The organism is Bizionia paragorgiae (assembly GCF_900107625.1).
GTDB lineage: Bacteria > Bacteroidota > Bacteroidia > Flavobacteriales > Flavobacteriaceae > Bizionia > Bizionia paragorgiae.
Genome location: NZ_FNQK01000022.1, coordinates 37,455 through 53,239, shown reverse-complemented (window position 1 = coordinate 53,239; position 15,785 = coordinate 37,455). Strand labels below are relative to the sequence as shown.

General features: G+C 34.3%; 13 protein-coding genes and 2 tRNA genes. 6 read left to right on the top strand and 9 right to left on the bottom strand.

Features of this window, described 5'->3' with window-relative positions:
• Positions 1-313, top strand: a 313-nt coding sequence (locus BLV64_RS13350) for a transposase (protein WP_245705917.1), incomplete at its 5' end; no start/stop codon positions are given.
• A 71-nt stretch (positions 314-384) separates the two neighbouring features.
• On the opposite strand, the gene BLV64_RS13345 is transcribed toward BLV64_RS13350, so the two are convergent.
• The 3 genes from BLV64_RS13345 to mutS all read right to left on the bottom strand — a co-directional run bounded on the left by BLV64_RS13345 (position 385) and on the right by mutS (position 3,278).
• Positions 385-468, bottom strand: a tRNA-Leu gene (locus BLV64_RS13345).
• A 27-nt stretch (positions 469-495) separates the two neighbouring features.
• Positions 496-567, bottom strand: a tRNA-Gly gene (locus BLV64_RS13340).
• A gap of 104 nt (positions 568-671) precedes the next feature.
• Positions 672-3,278, bottom strand: a complete 2,607-nt coding sequence (mutS, locus tag BLV64_RS13335) for a DNA mismatch repair protein MutS (RefSeq protein ID WP_092136390.1) — start codon at positions 3,276-3,278, stop codon at positions 672-674.
• 137 nt (positions 3,279-3,415) lie between these two features.
• Here mutS and BLV64_RS13330 point away from each other — a divergent pair, with 137 nt between their 5' ends.
• Positions 3,416-3,952 carry an RNA methyltransferase gene (locus BLV64_RS13330; RefSeq protein ID WP_092136388.1) on the top strand — a complete coding sequence of 179 codons (537 nt, stop codon included), beginning with the start codon at positions 3,416-3,418 and terminating at the stop codon, positions 3,950-3,952.
• A 2-nt stretch (positions 3,953-3,954) separates the two neighbouring features.
• On the opposite strand, the gene folK is transcribed toward BLV64_RS13330, so the two are convergent.
• Positions 3,955-5,085 (bottom strand): 2-amino-4-hydroxy-6-hydroxymethyldihydropteridine diphosphokinase, encoded by a 1,131-nt coding sequence (folK, locus tag BLV64_RS13325; RefSeq protein WP_092136400.1) that lies wholly within the window; start codon positions 5,083-5,085, stop codon positions 3,955-3,957.
• Between the two features lie 191 nt (positions 5,086-5,276).
• Here folK and BLV64_RS13320 point away from each other — a divergent pair, with 191 nt between their 5' ends.
• The 3 genes from BLV64_RS13320 to rpsU all read left to right on the top strand — a co-directional run bounded on the left by BLV64_RS13320 (position 5,277) and on the right by rpsU (position 9,075).
• On the top strand, positions 5,277-5,981 hold the full coding sequence (locus BLV64_RS13320; protein ID WP_092136387.1) for a queuosine precursor transporter: 705 nt from the start codon (positions 5,277-5,279) through the stop codon (positions 5,979-5,981).
• An 81-nt stretch (positions 5,982-6,062) separates the two neighbouring features.
• Complete coding sequence (locus BLV64_RS13315) at positions 6,063-8,780, top strand: AsmA family protein (protein ID WP_092136385.1); 2,718 nt, start codon at positions 6,063-6,065, stop codon at positions 8,778-8,780.
• A gap of 100 nt (positions 8,781-8,880) precedes the next feature.
• Complete coding sequence (rpsU, locus tag BLV64_RS13310) at positions 8,881-9,075, top strand: 30S ribosomal protein S21 (protein WP_092136383.1); 195 nt, start codon at positions 8,881-8,883, stop codon at positions 9,073-9,075.
• Positions 9,076-9,139: 64 nt separating this feature from the next.
• On the opposite strand, the gene BLV64_RS13305 is transcribed toward rpsU, so the two are convergent.
• Complete coding sequence (locus BLV64_RS13305) at positions 9,140-9,934, bottom strand: DUF2797 domain-containing protein (RefSeq protein WP_092136381.1); 795 nt, start codon at positions 9,932-9,934, stop codon at positions 9,140-9,142.
• 42 nt (positions 9,935-9,976) lie between these two features.
• Between BLV64_RS13305 and BLV64_RS13300 the strand changes: the two genes are divergently transcribed.
• Positions 9,977-11,503 carry a GH3 auxin-responsive promoter family protein gene (locus BLV64_RS13300; RefSeq protein WP_092136378.1) on the top strand — a complete coding sequence of 509 codons (1,527 nt, stop codon included), beginning with the start codon at positions 9,977-9,979 and terminating at the stop codon, positions 11,501-11,503.
• A 308-nt stretch (positions 11,504-11,811) separates the two neighbouring features.
• Here BLV64_RS13300 and clpX read toward each other — a convergent pair whose 3' ends face one another.
• From clpX to BLV64_RS13280, 4 genes are all read right to left on the bottom strand, one after another.
• The gene (gene clpX / locus BLV64_RS13295) at positions 11,812-13,044 is read right to left on the bottom strand and encodes an ATP-dependent Clp protease ATP-binding subunit ClpX (RefSeq protein ID WP_092136376.1); all 1,233 of its coding nucleotides are present in this window, start codon (positions 13,042-13,044) and stop codon (positions 11,812-11,814) included.
• A gap of 58 nt (positions 13,045-13,102) precedes the next feature.
• Positions 13,103-13,777, bottom strand: a complete 675-nt coding sequence (gene clpP, locus BLV64_RS13290) for an ATP-dependent Clp endopeptidase proteolytic subunit ClpP (protein WP_092136374.1) — start codon at positions 13,775-13,777, stop codon at positions 13,103-13,105.
• A 184-nt stretch (positions 13,778-13,961) separates the two neighbouring features.
• The gene (tig, locus tag BLV64_RS13285; RefSeq protein WP_092136372.1) at positions 13,962-15,290 is read right to left on the bottom strand and encodes a trigger factor; all 1,329 of its coding nucleotides are present in this window, start codon (positions 15,288-15,290) and stop codon (positions 13,962-13,964) included.
• Positions 15,291-15,438: 148 nt separating this feature from the next.
• Positions 15,439-15,780: a phage holin family protein gene (locus BLV64_RS13280; protein ID WP_092136370.1), complete on the bottom strand. Its 342-nt coding sequence runs from the start codon at positions 15,778-15,780 to the stop codon at positions 15,439-15,441.
• Between the last annotated feature and the right edge of the window lie 5 nt (positions 15,781-15,785).

The window sequence follows — 15,785 nt, the reverse complement described above, 5'->3', positions numbered from 1 at the left end:
CGATATAAAGGTCACTTTCGACCTAGTACAGGGGCTCAGAAATATATTCAATAAGACAACTTCTATACAAATAGCATACACAAAAATGGCACATTGGTACAAAGACGTTGAAAACACGGGCTTCAGCTCATTCAATACAATTGCCAACACTATATCCCTCAATTATAAATCGATCCTAAACTATTTTATAAATAGAAGCACAAACGCATCCGCTGAATCATTTAATGCTAAAATAAAAGCTTTTAGAGCTCAGTTCAGAGGTGTGAAAAATGTAGAATTCTTCCTTTATAGGCTGACCACAATTTTTGCCTAAACACAACATTTAGGAATGATCCTAAATTTAAGGCATAAAAAAAGCCTTTATCAAAAAGATAAAGGCTTTAGTACTCGGGACGGGACTTGAACCCGTACGTCCTAATGGACATTGGATTTTAAGTCCAACGTGTCTACCAATTCCACCACCCGAGCGTGGAATATTTTTCAAGAAAGTATCAGAGCGAAAGACGGGATTTGAACCCGCGACCCCCACCTTGGCAAGGTGATGCTCTACCCCTGAGCTACTTTCGCAGTCTTTTAATGAACGAGCAATATTGCTATTGCGGGTGCAAAGTTAGTACTTTTTTAGGATTACCAAAGCTTTTTCGAAAAAAAATTAAAAAAATTTTCATTTTTTATTTTTTGGCTATCAACATGCGCTTAATCTCGTTTAATTTCATCAAAGCCTCCACCGGTGTAAGTGTGTCAATATCAGTTAATAAAATCTGTTCTTTTATATCTTCTAGTAACGGATCGTCTAAATTAAAAAAACTGAGCTGCATTTCATCTTTTATTGTTTTCACCTTATTCGTAAGCTCTTCACTAGAGTGCGACTTCTCTAATTTCTTTAAAATAGTATTTGCCCTATGCAAAACCTGCTGAGGCATTCCTGCTAATTTAGCCACGTGAATTCCAAAACTATGCTCACTACCTCCTGCTACTAATTTTCTTAGAAAAAGCACGTTGTCTTCCAGTTCTTTTACCGAAACATTAAAGTTCTTAATTCTAGAAAAGGTTTCAGTCATTTCATTTAACTCGTGATAATGGGTTGCGAATAATGTTTTAGGTCGCGCTGGGTGTTCGTGCAAGTATTCGCTAATAGCCCAAGCAATCGAAATACCATCGTAAGTACTTGTACCACGACCAATCTCATCGAGCAACACCAAACTACGCTCACTAATATTATTCAAAATAGAAGCCGTTTCATTCATCTCCACCATAAATGTCGATTCTCCCATCGAAATATTATCGCTCGCCCCCACTCTAGTGAATATTTTATCTACAAGTCCGATTTTAGCCTCTTCTGCTGGAACAAAACTACCTATTTGCGCCAACAACACAATTAATGCTGTTTGTCTTAATATAGCCGACTTACCGGACATATTAGGTCCAGTAATCATTATTAATTGTTGCGCTTCACGATCTAAGAATACATCGTTAGAAATATAGGCGTCCCCTAAAGGCAATTGTTTTTCTATTACAGGATGTCTTCCTTTAGTAATTTGTAACTCATGAGTATCATTTATAATTGGGTAGGAATAATTGTTATCTTTCGCCAATTGTGCAAAGCCACATAAACAATCTAACTGCCCTATTAAATACGCATTTTGTTGTACTGGCTTAATATATTGTGTCATCCAAGACACTAAATCTGCAAATAACTTTTGCTCGATAGTTAAAATTTTCTCTTCGGCACCTAAAATTTTAGACTCATACTCTTTCAATTCTTCTGTGATATACCGTTCGGCATTCACCAAGGTTTGCTTACGAATCCATTCTGCAGGCACTTTATCTTTGTGAGTGTTTCTCACTTCTATATAGTATCCAAACACATTATTAGATGCTATTTTTAAAGATGTGATTCCGGTACGCTCACTCTCGCGTTTTAGCATACCATCTAAATATTCTTTTCCTGACGTCGATAAGGCGCGGAGCTCATCGAGTTCTACCGAAAATCCTTCGGCAATCGAATTACCTTTAAGTACATTTACAGGCGCTTCTTCATTTAAAGTTTCCTTTATCTTTTCGCGCAACACATCGCAGCCTTGAAGATTATCACCTATTATTTTAAGGGATTCATTATCACTATGAGTAGCTAATGCTTTTATAGGAACGATAGCCTCTAAGGAGTTTTTAAGTTGAATAACTTCTCGCGGATTCACTTTACCTGTTGCTACCTTAGAGATGAGACGCTCGATATCCCCAATATGCTTTATGTGATTTTGAATCTTCTGATGCTCGACCGAATGCGCCTTTAAAAAGGACACCACTTCATGGCGTTGCTTAATCTTAGTTTCGTTTTTTAACGGTAATGCCAACCATCGTTTTAAAAGACGCCCACCCATGGGTGAAATGGTCTTATCTATAACATTTAGGAGCGTTACGGCATTATTATTTGTAGAATTATAAAGTTCAAGATTTCGAATCGTAAAGCGATCCATCCACACATATTCATCTTCAGCAATTCTAGATAGTGCACCAATATGTTCTAACTTACTATGCTGCGTTTCTCCTAAGTAATGTAAAATTGATCCTGAAGCGATAATTCCTTCGTGTAACTCTTCGACCCCAAAACCTTTTAAAGATTTGGTATTAAAATGTTTTAGTAAGGTTTCGTTAGCATAATCAAATTGATAAATCCAGTCTTCTAAGTTAAAGGTGTGAAAATCTTTTCCGAAGACCTCATTAAACTGTATTCGTTTTTGCTTGGATACCAGCACTTCACTAGGTCCGAAATTCTGCAATAATTTATCTATATATTCTTGATCACCTTGAGCAGTTAAAAACTCTCCTGTAGAAATATCTAAAAAAGAAACCCCAATAGCATGCTTTCCAAAATACACCGAACACAGGAAGTTATTCGTTTTAGATTGCAGGACTTCATCGTTTAAAGCAACCCCAGGAGTTACCAATTCGGTAACGCCACGCTTCACAATAGTTTTGGTTTGTTTCGGATCTTCTAGTTGATCACAAATAGCAACGCGCTGACCCGCTTTTACCAATTTTGGTAAATACGTGTTTAATGAGTGGTGCGGAAATCCGGCTAATTCAGTTTCACTTTCACTTCCCGCACCGCGTTTAGTAAGAATAATCCCTAGAATATCGGCCGTTTTAACAGCATCTTCGCCAAATGTTTCGTAAAAATCACCAACTCGAAATAATAATAAAGCATCAGGATATTTCGCCTTTATCGCATTATATTGTTTCATTAAAGGCGTTACTTTTTTAGTCTTTTTTGCCAATGGATTGTGGTTTTTAAGTAAGTTTGCTAATGTAACTAAATATTGATTTTTTTTGAAGTCAATGGCGAGTAAGTTATTTATAATTATTCACAAACCAAAAGACCTAAATTACAGTAAGGTATTATCATTATAGACCTATGCGCAAATTAAAAAATAGTGAATTAGACCGATTAAGTGTTTCCGATTTCAAAACGGCAGCTAAAACGCCACTTATAATTATTTTAGACAATATACGAAGCCTTAATAACATAGGCTCTGTCTTTAGAACAAGTGATGCCTTTTTAGTTGAAAAGATCTATTTATGTGGTATTACGGCAACCCCACCTCATAAGGACATTCATAAAACAGCCTTAGGAAGTACAGATACCGTTGCCTGGGAATATGTAAATAACACCTTAGAATTAGTAAACAAACTAAAAGCTGACGACGTTGTCATTTGTAGTATCGAACAAGCAGAACACGCTACTATGTTGGACACTTTTTCTCCTGAGCCGAACAAAAAATACGCTTTGATATTTGGGAACGAAGTAAAAGGCGTAGCTCAAAATGTAGTTAATGCAAGCGATTATGTTATCGAAATCCCGCAGTTTGGGACGAAGCACTCTTTAAATATTAGTGTAAGCTGTGGTGTTGTTGTTTGGGATCTGTTTAGCAAACTCAAGGCATCAAATTAATTCTACTCACAGATCTCATCTAGAATAAATAAATAATCCTCTCGGTTCTTAATAAAATCACGATCTGAGATATCAATAATTTTGACATTTAATTCGGTTTGATTTTTTAAGAACTCCAAATAACCCGAATTAATTTTCTCTAAGTAATCGTCCGCAATATTCTGTTCATATTTACGCCCGCGCTTCTTAATATTCTCTTTTAAACGTTCTGTATTTTGATAGAGATACACGTACAATTCAGGCTTTGCAATATCTTTATACATTAAATAGAAAAGCTTACGATACAGTTTAAATTCCTCTTCTGGCAAGGTAATTTTTGAAAATATCAGCGATTTATAAATATCATAATCACTAACAATAAAATCCTTAAACAGGTCAAGCTGCGAAAGGTCGTCGGTTATTTGCTGATATCTATCGGCTAAAAATGACATCTCCAAAGTAAAGGCGTAACGCTGTGCGTCCTTATAAAATTTAGGTAAAAACGGATTATCAGCAAAGCGCTCTAAAATAAGTTTTGCATTATAATCTTTGGAAATCATAGTCGATAAACTTGTTTTTCCCGCGCCAATATTACCTTCTATAGCTATATAATTATATTTTGAAAACTGATGCCTTTTACTGGGGTTTTTCAACCAAATATTAATCGATTCTAGTTGACTAGAATCCGGACATTCATCTAACAAGGCAGACACCTCTTTTTGAAACACAGGGTGCATTACAGATCCTGCGATACTCGCCAATGGTTCTAAGACAAACCGCCTATTTTGCAGTTCTGGGTGAGGCACTTGAAGTGCTTTAGTATCGATTACTGCGTCTTCAATAAACAAAATATCTAAATCAATAACACGGGATTCGTACACGCCCGACTTGGTCCTAACACGGCCTAGATTTGTCTCGATTTGCAACAATTCTTGCAGCACCTTATTGGGCTTTAATGTAGTCTCTACAAGCAAACAAGCATTATAAAACACATCACCTTCAAACCCCAAAGCAGGCGTTTCAAACACTTTAGATATTGTTTTTACAACACCAATGGTTTTATAAATAGCATCGACGGCGTTTTGCAAATTTTTTAATTTGTCGCCTTTATTACTGCCTATAGATAGGTAAATCTTTTTTTGTGATTGAAGCATAAGTACCGGCAAAAATAGTCAAAAGTAAATAGTTAAGTTTTAATTTTTACTCACTATTTATTCACAAGTTCAATTTTAATTAATCAGACAATTGCTTAACACTTAAAAGACTTGAATTTAACTTTACAATAGACTTGAAAATTCTAAATTTGAAGCTATAAATTGTACATTCGCGTTCTATTTTTATTAAAATGACTATAAAAGACACCTTTGCTGCACAACGTATTTATTTATTTTTAGGCGCTTTATTTATTACTTCACTCGTAGTTTCGAATTTAATCTTTCAGAAATTCTTTTACTGGTATCCTTTTAATGTAGAATTTTTTGGGTACAGTTTATTTGAAATATCGGTCGGCGTTTTACCCTATCCTATCACCTTTTTAATTACCGATTTGGTAAGCGAGATTTATGGTAAAAAACGCGCTAATCAAATTGTGATTGCAGGTATCTTTTCGTCGCTATTTTCATTACTCATAATTTATGTTGCGGACAGTGTGCCAGCAATTACAAACTCACCAGTAAATGACGCTTTATTTAGTAAAGTTTTTGGCAATTCGGTTATTGCTGTTTTTGCTAGTATGACTGCGTATCTACTAGCACAGTTTATCGACATTCAAATCTTTCATTTTTGGAAACGGCTTACAAAAGGAAAACATTTATGGTTAAGAAATAATTTTTCGACATGGTTTTCTCAATTTATAGACACCTTTTCGGTACTCTTTTTATTGTCGTCTTTTAACATTTTAGAATGGAGTAGTTTTCCTGGCTTATTAGTGAGTGGATTTTTGTTTAAAGTCTTAGTAGCCGCATTAGACACTCCTTTCTTATACCTCGGGGTTTACCTGATTAGAAAGCGTTTTAATTTAAAAGTTAATGAAGAGCTCTCCTTATTATAAATTTATCTTAAAATAGAGTAAAATCAGCACTTTATACCTCATTTTTGCGTATATTTTCAATATAACAACCATATCCTATCAATGAAAAAAATATTAAAAATAACAGGAATTACCCTACTTATTATTGTCTTGCTTTTAGTAGCAGCTCCTTTTGTATTCCAATCTCAAATAAAAGACATGGTACGCAACTTTGTCAATAATAGTGTAAATGCAAACGTCGAATTTAGCGATGTAAGCTTAAGTTTCTTAAGTAGTTTTCCACAAGCTAATGTTACAGTCGATGATTTAGTGATTACTAATTTCAAACCCTTTGACGGAGAAACATTGGCATCGGTAAAGACGTTATCTTTTGATATGTCTATTAAAGAACTCTTTAAAAAAGCAGATGACGCCCCAATAAAAGTTAACGCTATACAAATTAACGAGGCCTTATTAACACTAAAGACAAACAGTTATGGCGATGTTAACTGGGATATTGCGATCGCAACAGACTCTACTAACGCGACGGTTAACGATTCTAAGAATAGCTTTACTCTAGACATAGAATCGTATGGTATTAAAAATAGTGCACTTACGTATTTAGATGAAGAATCGAATATTAGAATGCACATTACTGAGCTTAACCATACAGGTAAAGGGCAGTTTTCGGAAACACTTTCTGAACTGGATACCGATACCGAAGCTAATGTTACATTTAGTTATGAGGACACCGAGTATTTAAGCAATAACAAAGTCAAACTAGACGCCTTAATTGATTTAGATTTAGAAAATAGCAAATACACTTTTAAAGAAAATAAAGCCCTTATAAACAACCTTCCCGTAGAATTCCAAGGGTTTGTTCAACTTATCGAGGACGGTCAAAATATTGATATTACCTTCGAGAATCCAGGTTCTACTTTTAAAGATTTCTTAGCTGTGATTCCAGAAACGTACTCTAAGAACATTAGCGATGTACAAACCACAGGGAATTTTAAAATTAATGGTAAAATAAAAGGTCAGGTGACCGAAACAACCATTCCGACTTTAGATATAAAAATCACATCTAACAATGCCTCTTTTAAATATCCGGAATTACAAAAGCGCGTAGAGAATATAATTATTGATGCTTCCATATTAAACGCCTCAGGTAATATTGATGACACTTATGTAGATATTAACACGCTTAATTTTAAAATAGATGAAGACGTGTTTAAAGCGTCTGCAAGTATAAAAAACCTGACGAAAAACATGTTAGTTAACGCCCATTTGGATGGTGTTCTAAACCTTGAAAACATTTCTAAAGCCTACCCGATAGAATTAAAAAATGATTTAAAAGGAATTATAAAAGCTAATGTGACCACCAATTTTGATATGAATGCAATCGAAACTAATGCTTACAATCGCATAAAAAACACAGGACGTGTGGCGCTTAGTGATTTCGTATTTGCATCTGCAGACATTGTAAATCCGATAGAAATTTATAAAGCTGAAGTTAATTTTAAACCAGGAATTATCACACTAGATAATTTTAAGGCAAAAACAGGGAAATCAGATTTAGACGCTACCGGTACCATAAACAACTTATTAGGATTTATATTAAGTGATAAAAAACTTAAAGGAAACTTTAATGTAACGTCTAATCATTTTGTAGTGAGTGATTTTATGATTGAAGGAGGTTCGGACCAACCGGTAAATCAAAGTACAGAACCAGCTACCGCACTAAAGATCCCAGCTTTTTTAGATTGCAATGTAACGGCTGATGCCAAAACAGTTGTTTATGATAACATCACCCTTAGGAATGTTAAAGGTTCACTGACGCTTCAAGATGAACAAGCGACTTTAAACAATGTTTCATCCGATGTTTTTAAGGGTAACCTAAGCATGAACGGCTCTATAGATACGAGAAACAAAACCCCTAAATTTAATATGGATTTAGGTATGAAAAATTTCGATATCTCAGAATCTTTTAACGGATTAGACCTATTAAAAAACATCGCTCCTATTGCCAATGCGCTACAAGGAAAGTTAAATAGTGCTATTAATTTATCTGGGGATTTAGGAGATGATTTCACTCCGATTATGAGTAGTATCTCTGGAGGTGCTTTAGCAGAATTACTAACTACAAAAGTAGAGCCTCAAAACGCAAAAATATTATCGGCTTTAACCGGCGCTCTAAACTTTATAGATGTCGATCAGTTGGATTTAAAAGATTTACAAACGAGTTTGACATTTGAAAATGGAACCGTAAAAATCTTACCTTTTAACCTAAACTACAAAGACATTGGTATTACGGTAGAAGGGTCTCATGGATTTGATCAAATCATGAATTACAACGCCGTATTTAATGTTCCTGCAAAATACTTAGGCAGTGAAGTCAATAGACTTATTGGTAAAATTAATGATAATGAAGTGAATAAAATAGCTATTCCAATTACGGCCAGTATAAATGGTACCTTTAGCACACCAAAAATAAGTACAGATTTAACAAGTGGAGTTAAAAACTTAACGCAACAACTAATAGAAATTGAAAAGCAAAAACTGATTAGTGCGGGTGAAGATAAAATAAAAGACATTATAGGGAACGCGATGGGTAATCATTCGGGAGCAACAAAAGACTCGACAGCAACGCAAAACAACGCCCCTATAAAAAATGCCATTAAAGACATCCTAAGCGGCAATAGCGGCTCGGGACAATCTCCTACTAAGGATACGACTAAGACAAATCAAAATCCAGTAAAAGATATATTAAATCTTTTTGGTAAGAATAAAAAGAAAAAACAAGAGAGTGAGCAAAGTACAGTGAAAGACACTGTAAATTAAATAAGTAATACATTAAAATAATACTTCACTAAATTATGTGAAGTAAAATGTAAAGCTTATCTTTGCAACCTAAATTTAAGAACTCACATAATTTACGCATATGTTAAGAATTGAAATTAAAGACGGAGAAAATATAGAACGTGCATTAAAACGTTACAAAAGAAAACACAGAAACATTAAGGTAATGCAAAACTTAAGAGAGAACCAGTTCTTTACTAAGCCTTCTGTAAAAAACAGACGTAAGATTCAAAAAGCATCTTATATCCAAGCATTAAGAGACGCGGAAAACGTATAATCGTTTTTTGATATTTATTATATATAAAAAAACATCGTATTTTTTAATACGATGTTTTTTTCGTTTATATAACTGAAATATTTACAACTATGCCTTCATTACTACGGATATTAAAAACGGTATCATCTTCAAATATAAGATACTGTCCTTTTATTCCTTTAAGCACACCTTGATAGCGTTGTTGTTTTTCAATATTTAAACTTTTAGGTTTTATAGGGTAGCGCAGAACAGGAAATTCTATTTCCGTTTCTGTATTCGTTTCAATATAAAAATCCAAAGCTTCTTCCGGAATAAACGCTTTCAGTTTTTCACGCCAAGTGACTAAATTTTCATCGTCCACATCATTCTTTAGCATTTTACGCCAATTGGTTTTATCTGCGACATGATCTTTTAGTGCGACCTCGGTAATTCCTGCCAAATAACGATTTGGAACCTCTACGATCTCAATAGCTTCATGAGCACCTTGATCTATCCAACGTGTAGGCACTTGTGTTTTACGCGTTACCCCAACTTTTACATTACTAGAGTTCGCTAAGTATACAATGTGTGGTTTTAGCTGCACTTTTTTTTCGTACTCTAAGTCGCGGTCTTCTTGATCCAAATGCGCTGTACTTAATTCTGGTTTCATAATCCAATCTGCAGCCTGAGGAATATCGAAAAAACAACTTTTACAAAACCCTTGTCGGTAAATTGGTTTATCGAGATGGCAGTTTAAACATTCGTGTTTAACAAACTCAATTTGAATCGTTTTATTAAGCAGCTGATTAAAGTTTATAAAATCGTTTTCGAAAACCAAATAATATTGAACAGGCTTCGCAAATTCAGTTTCCATTTTTCTGAGGACACCGTGGTAGGTCATAAAAAAAAGTATTATTTTTAGAGCTTAAATATACTTAAAAATATGCCAATCCCCTTAGTAAATTCTATTGCTTCCTGGTTTTTAAAAAAACGTTTTCACCAAATCGAACTCTTTTTAAAGTATCCTAATGAAGTTCAAAACGAACTACTTTTTAGTTTGTTACAGACAGCAAAAGACACCGAGATTGGTAAACAACACGGTTTTGAATCTATTAAAACCTATTCCGAGTTTGCTAACCGTGTTCCTATTTCTAACTACGAAGGCTATCAGCATAATATTGAGCGCGCTAGACAAGGTGAGCACAATATTTTTTGGCCAAGCCCAATAAAGTGGTTTGCAAAATCTAGTGGAACCACAAATGCAAAAAGCAAGTTTATACCCGTAAGCTCAGAATCTTTAGAAGACTGCCATTACGCCGCTAGTAAAGATTTGCTATGTATGTATTTAAACAATAACGAAGATTCGCAACTGTTTACAGGAAAGAGTTTACGTCTTGGAGGTAGCAAGGAATTGTATAAAGAAAACGGAACGGCATTTGGTGATTTAAGCGCAATATTAATCGACAACATGCCCTTTTGGGCCGAATATAGCAGCACACCCAGTAGTAAAGTATCGCTACTTAGTGAATGGGAAACGAAGATGGCTGCTATAGTTAACGAAACGACCAACGAAAATGTGACGAGTCTTGCGGGTGTTCCTTCTTGGATGTTGGTTTTACTTAATAATGTTTTAGAACACAGTAACAAGGATTCTATATTAGACATCTGGCCAAACCTTGAAGTCTATTTTCATGGTGGTGTTAGCTTTAATCCTTATGTAGAGCAGTATAAAAAACTCCTACCTCGAAAGGAGTTTAGATATTATGAAATTTATAATGCCTCGGAAGGATTTTTCGCTATTCAGGATCGCAACAGTTCAAGTGAACTCTTATTAATGTTGGATTACGGCATTTTCTACGAGTTTATCCCTATGGATACTTACGGGACGCCTGAAGAAAAAATTATTCCTTTAAGTGAGGTAGAACAAGGAAAAAACTATGCGGTAATTATCACCACCAATGCCGGTTTATGGCGCTATAATATTGGAGATACTGTACGGTTTACATCGGTAAGCCCTTACAGAATAAAAGTAACTGGTAGAACAAAACATCACATCAATGTCTTTGGAGAAGAACTCATTATAGAAAATGCCGAAGAAGCTTTGAAACGGGTTTGCAAAAAAACATTTGCTGAAATAATTGACTATACAGGAGCACCAATTTTTATGGAAGGCAAGGAAAAAGGTGCCCACGAGTGGATGATAGAGTTTAAAACACCCCCAAAAGACATTAATTACTTTAACGAACTATTCGACAATGCGTTGAAAGCTTTAAACTCCGATTATGAAGCAAAACGCTACAATAATATGACGTTAAACAAGCCAAAAATAAACATTGCAAGACCCCATTTGTTTTATGATTGGCTCAAAGAAAATAATAAACTTGGCGGACAGCATAAAATACCGCGATTATCGAATTCCCGCCAATTTATAGATAATTTAATAGCTCTAAACCAACAAGGAAAGTCGTAACCCCAAAAAATTATCACCCATAGCATTTTGATTATCAGGTATTTATTATTACTTTTAATGATTAACAATAACTTTTACACTTTTATTTGAATTCTGATTTAATTTTTACCACGAAAAATCAAACCAGTACAAGCCGCTTATAAGTTAATAATAAGTGGCTTTTTTATGGGGTACTACAGCACCAAAAGGTCACGATTTAATGACTACTTTCTGCGTAACCGATTAGAAAAACAGATACACGTTATAAAGCAAAAAACCCTTTCAAGTTACTGAAAGGGCTTTTGTATTTACTAAATAGAGTCTAAAATTTAAGACACTGCTTTTAACTTTTTAAGTGTCGTTTTAGACAACTTATCTTCTGCATAACTTTTTGTTACGTTTAATTCCTTAACATCAGTACCAGGCAATTCGAACATGGCATCAGTTAACACCTCTTCACATAGTGAACGCAGTCCACGAGCTCCTAACTTATATTCGATAGCTTTGTCTACAATATAGTTTAAAGCCCCTTCAGTGACGTTTAACTCGATCTCATCCATTTCAAACAACTTCTTGTATTGTTTAATAATAGCATTTTTAGGCTCGGTTAAAATCGCTCTTAACGTTTCAGCATCTAAGGGATTCATATGTGTTAAAACAGGAAGACGACCAATTATCTCTGGTATCAATCCAAAATCTTTTAAATCCTTCGGAATAATATATTGCAATAAATTGTCGTGATCTATTTTGTTATCACTCATAGACGCACTATACCCTACCGCTTGCATATTTAAACGCTTAGAAATTACTTTATTGATACCATCAAAAGCACCACCAGCAATAAACAAGATGTTTTCGGTATTGACTTCAATAAATTTTTGATCTGGATGCTTACGTCCTCCTTTTGGTGGTACGTTAACAACTGTTCCTTCAAGAAGCTTAAGCAGTCCTTGTTGAACACCTTCTCCAGATACATCACGGGTAATAGAAGGGTTGTCACTTTTACGTGCAATTTTATCGATCTCGTCGATAAATACAATTCCTTTTTCAGCTTTTTCTAAATTATAATCGGCTGCTTGTAATAAACGCGTTAACAAACTCTCAACATCCTCTCCTACATATCCTGCTTCGGTTAGCACGGTTGCATCAACAATAGCTAAGGGTACATTTAACATTTTTGCAATGGTTTTAGCAATTAATGTTTTACCAGTACCTGTTTGCCCAACCATAATGATATTTGATTTCTGAATTTCGATATCATCATTACTTACGGGTTGCAATAAACGCTTGTAGTGATTATAGACCGCAACAGACATTACGCGCTTGGTATAATCCTGCCCGATGATATACTCATCTAAAAACGCTTTAATTTTTTGTGGCTTTTTAAGCATCAGTTCTGCCGATAAGTCACTATTGTCGGTTTGCTTAGATTCTTCTAAAACAATGCCGTGAGCTTGCTCGATACAACGGTCGCATATATGCGCATCTAACCCAGCTATTAATAAGCTAGTTTCTGGCTTTTTCCTACCACAAAATGAACATTCTAATTCTTCCTTTGCCATACTTTGTAATTTAAACTGTTTCTCTAGTACTAGAGAAACAGTTTGTATTTTTTAATAATTAACTACGAACTAAGATCTCATCGATCATTCCGTATTCTTTTGCTTTATCAGCTTTCATCCAATAATCACGATCACTATCTTGGTATACTTTGTCGTAATCCTGACCTGAATGCTTACTTATTATATTGTATAATTCTTCTTTTAAGATCAAAATCTCTCGCGCTGTAATTTCAATATCACTAGCTTGACCTTGAGCACCACCTAAAGGTTGGTGAATCATAACACGCGAGTGTGTTAAACCACTACGTTTTCCTTTTTCACCAGCACATAATAAAACCGCTCCCATAGAAGCAGCCATACCTGTACAAATTGTAGCTACATCTGGCTTAATAAATTGCATTGTATCGTAAATACCTAAACCAGCATATACACTTCCTCCTGGAGAGTTAATGTAAATTTGGATGTCTTTATTCGCATCTGTACTTTCTAAAAATAAAAGTTGCGCTTGAATAATATTAGCTACTTGGTCGTTAATTCCTGTTCCTAAAAAGATAATACGATCCATCATTAATCTTGAAAACACATCGAATATAGCGATATTCATTTGGCGTTCCTCTATAATGTTTGGAGTCAGGTTTGTAGGGTACATACTACTAATAATTTTATTGTAGTACATGCTGTTAATCCCTTGGTCTTTTATTGCGAATTTTTCGAATTCTTTTCCGTAATCCATAGTGTAAGTAATGCTTTTTAATTGAGTTATATATCTTGTAATAATTACAAGCGTATGTATTAATGTACCATTATATCAATAGCTTTCAAACTTTTTAAGTTGAATTTAACTGAAATAATTTAGGCGTTAAAACTATAACATTTCAACGCCTAAAGATAATGATAATTCTTTAAAAAGAAACGGCTTATTTATCGCCATAAACTTCCTTAACAAACTTATCGTAAGTTAACTCTTTAGCTTTAATGTTTGCTTTTTCTTTATAAAGATTAAGTAATTTCTGACTTACAACTTGTTCTGAAATACGTTTAACTTCTTCTTGATTAGATAACACACGTGCAGCGATATCGTCTAATTCTTTTTCTGAAGGATTTAACTGTCCAAATTGAGCCATTTGTGTTTTAATCATTGCTTTAGCACTACTCTTAACGTCTTCAAAATCAATTTTTAAATCGTTTGCTTCCATTAATTTCGACTCGATTAACTGGTAACGTAAACTCTTTTCAGACTTCTCGTATTCCTCTTTAACCTGCTCTTCAGACATTTCAGTTTCACCTGCTTGCTGCATCCATTTTTGAAGGAATGTAGACGGTAGGTCGAAGGTTGTGTTCTCTACTAAATATTCTGTAACGTCGTTTAATAATTTTTGATCAGACTGTTGTACGAATTGCTTTTCAGCATCTTCTTTAATCTTAGCTTTTAATTCTGAAACCGATTTTACAGCACCTTCACCAAATAACTTATCAAATAACTCTTGATCTAAATCTGCAAGCTCTCTTTTGTTGATTTCTGTAATCTCAAAAGTCACTTCAATTTCTAATCCGTGTGCTTTATCGTGCTCCACTTTAAGCGCGTGCATTAATTCGTGATCGTCTTCGTAAAGTCCTTTAGTTTTTAATGTAATTACATCGCCAACTTTAGCACCTACAAATTTCTTTTCTGTTGCTTTACCTTTAAATTTATCTAAAGTTAAAGTTACCGTGTTTTCAATACCTTCTTCTTCATTTTTGAAAACCCCAGTGATTTCACTATCTGCTTCAACAACATCTTGAGAGATTAGTTTTCCGTATTGTTTTTGAATACGTTCTACCTGCTCATCAATCATTTTATCGTCTGCAACAATAGTATAATGAGTGATTGCTTTCTTTCCTTTTAATTCAACATCGAATTCCGGAGTTAATCCTAATTCAAACTCAAAAGAAAAATCGTCTGCATCCCAATTAATATCCGACTGCATTCTTGGAAGTGGCTGTCCTAAAACGTCTAACTTCTCTTCAGTTAAATATTTATTTAAAGACTCTTGAAGTAATTTGTTTACTTCTTCTATTAGCACCGCTTTTCCGTATTGCTTTTTAACCATTCCCATAGGCACTTGTCCTTTTCTAAATCCTGGAATGTTAGCAGTTTTCTTGTAGTCTTTTAAGATTTTATCAACCTTATTACTGTAATCGTCTTTTGCGATATTTACTTTTACAACTGCATTTAATGCATCAATGTTTTCTCTTGTAATATTCATTTTGAATAATATATAGCCGTTGGCAATTAATTTTTTACTAAATAAAAATGGAGTGCAAAAGTAGTATTTTTTTACACTCCATCAAAGTTTTTAACACCTTGTGTTTCAGTCTTATTTAAATTTTAAGACATTGTTTTCAGGCATCTTACTAATCATCATTTAAGAATGAATGTAATAAAGACTGTAATACCGACAATAAAATACTAAATAGCACAGCCCACCAAATACCATCTACGGCAAAGCCTGAGATTAAGCTATCGGCCAATAAAATCACCAAGGCATTTACTATTATTAAAAATAATCCTAAAGTAAGAATGGTAATTGGCAATGTTAATATTACGAGTATAGGTTTTACAAATAAGTTTAAAATAGAAAGTACTAGCGCCACAATAATTGCAGTAACATAACCATCTACAGATACACCATTAAGTATATTTGCTAATACAACTACCGCTAAAGCACTTAATAAGAGTCTAACAATTAATTTCATAAGGT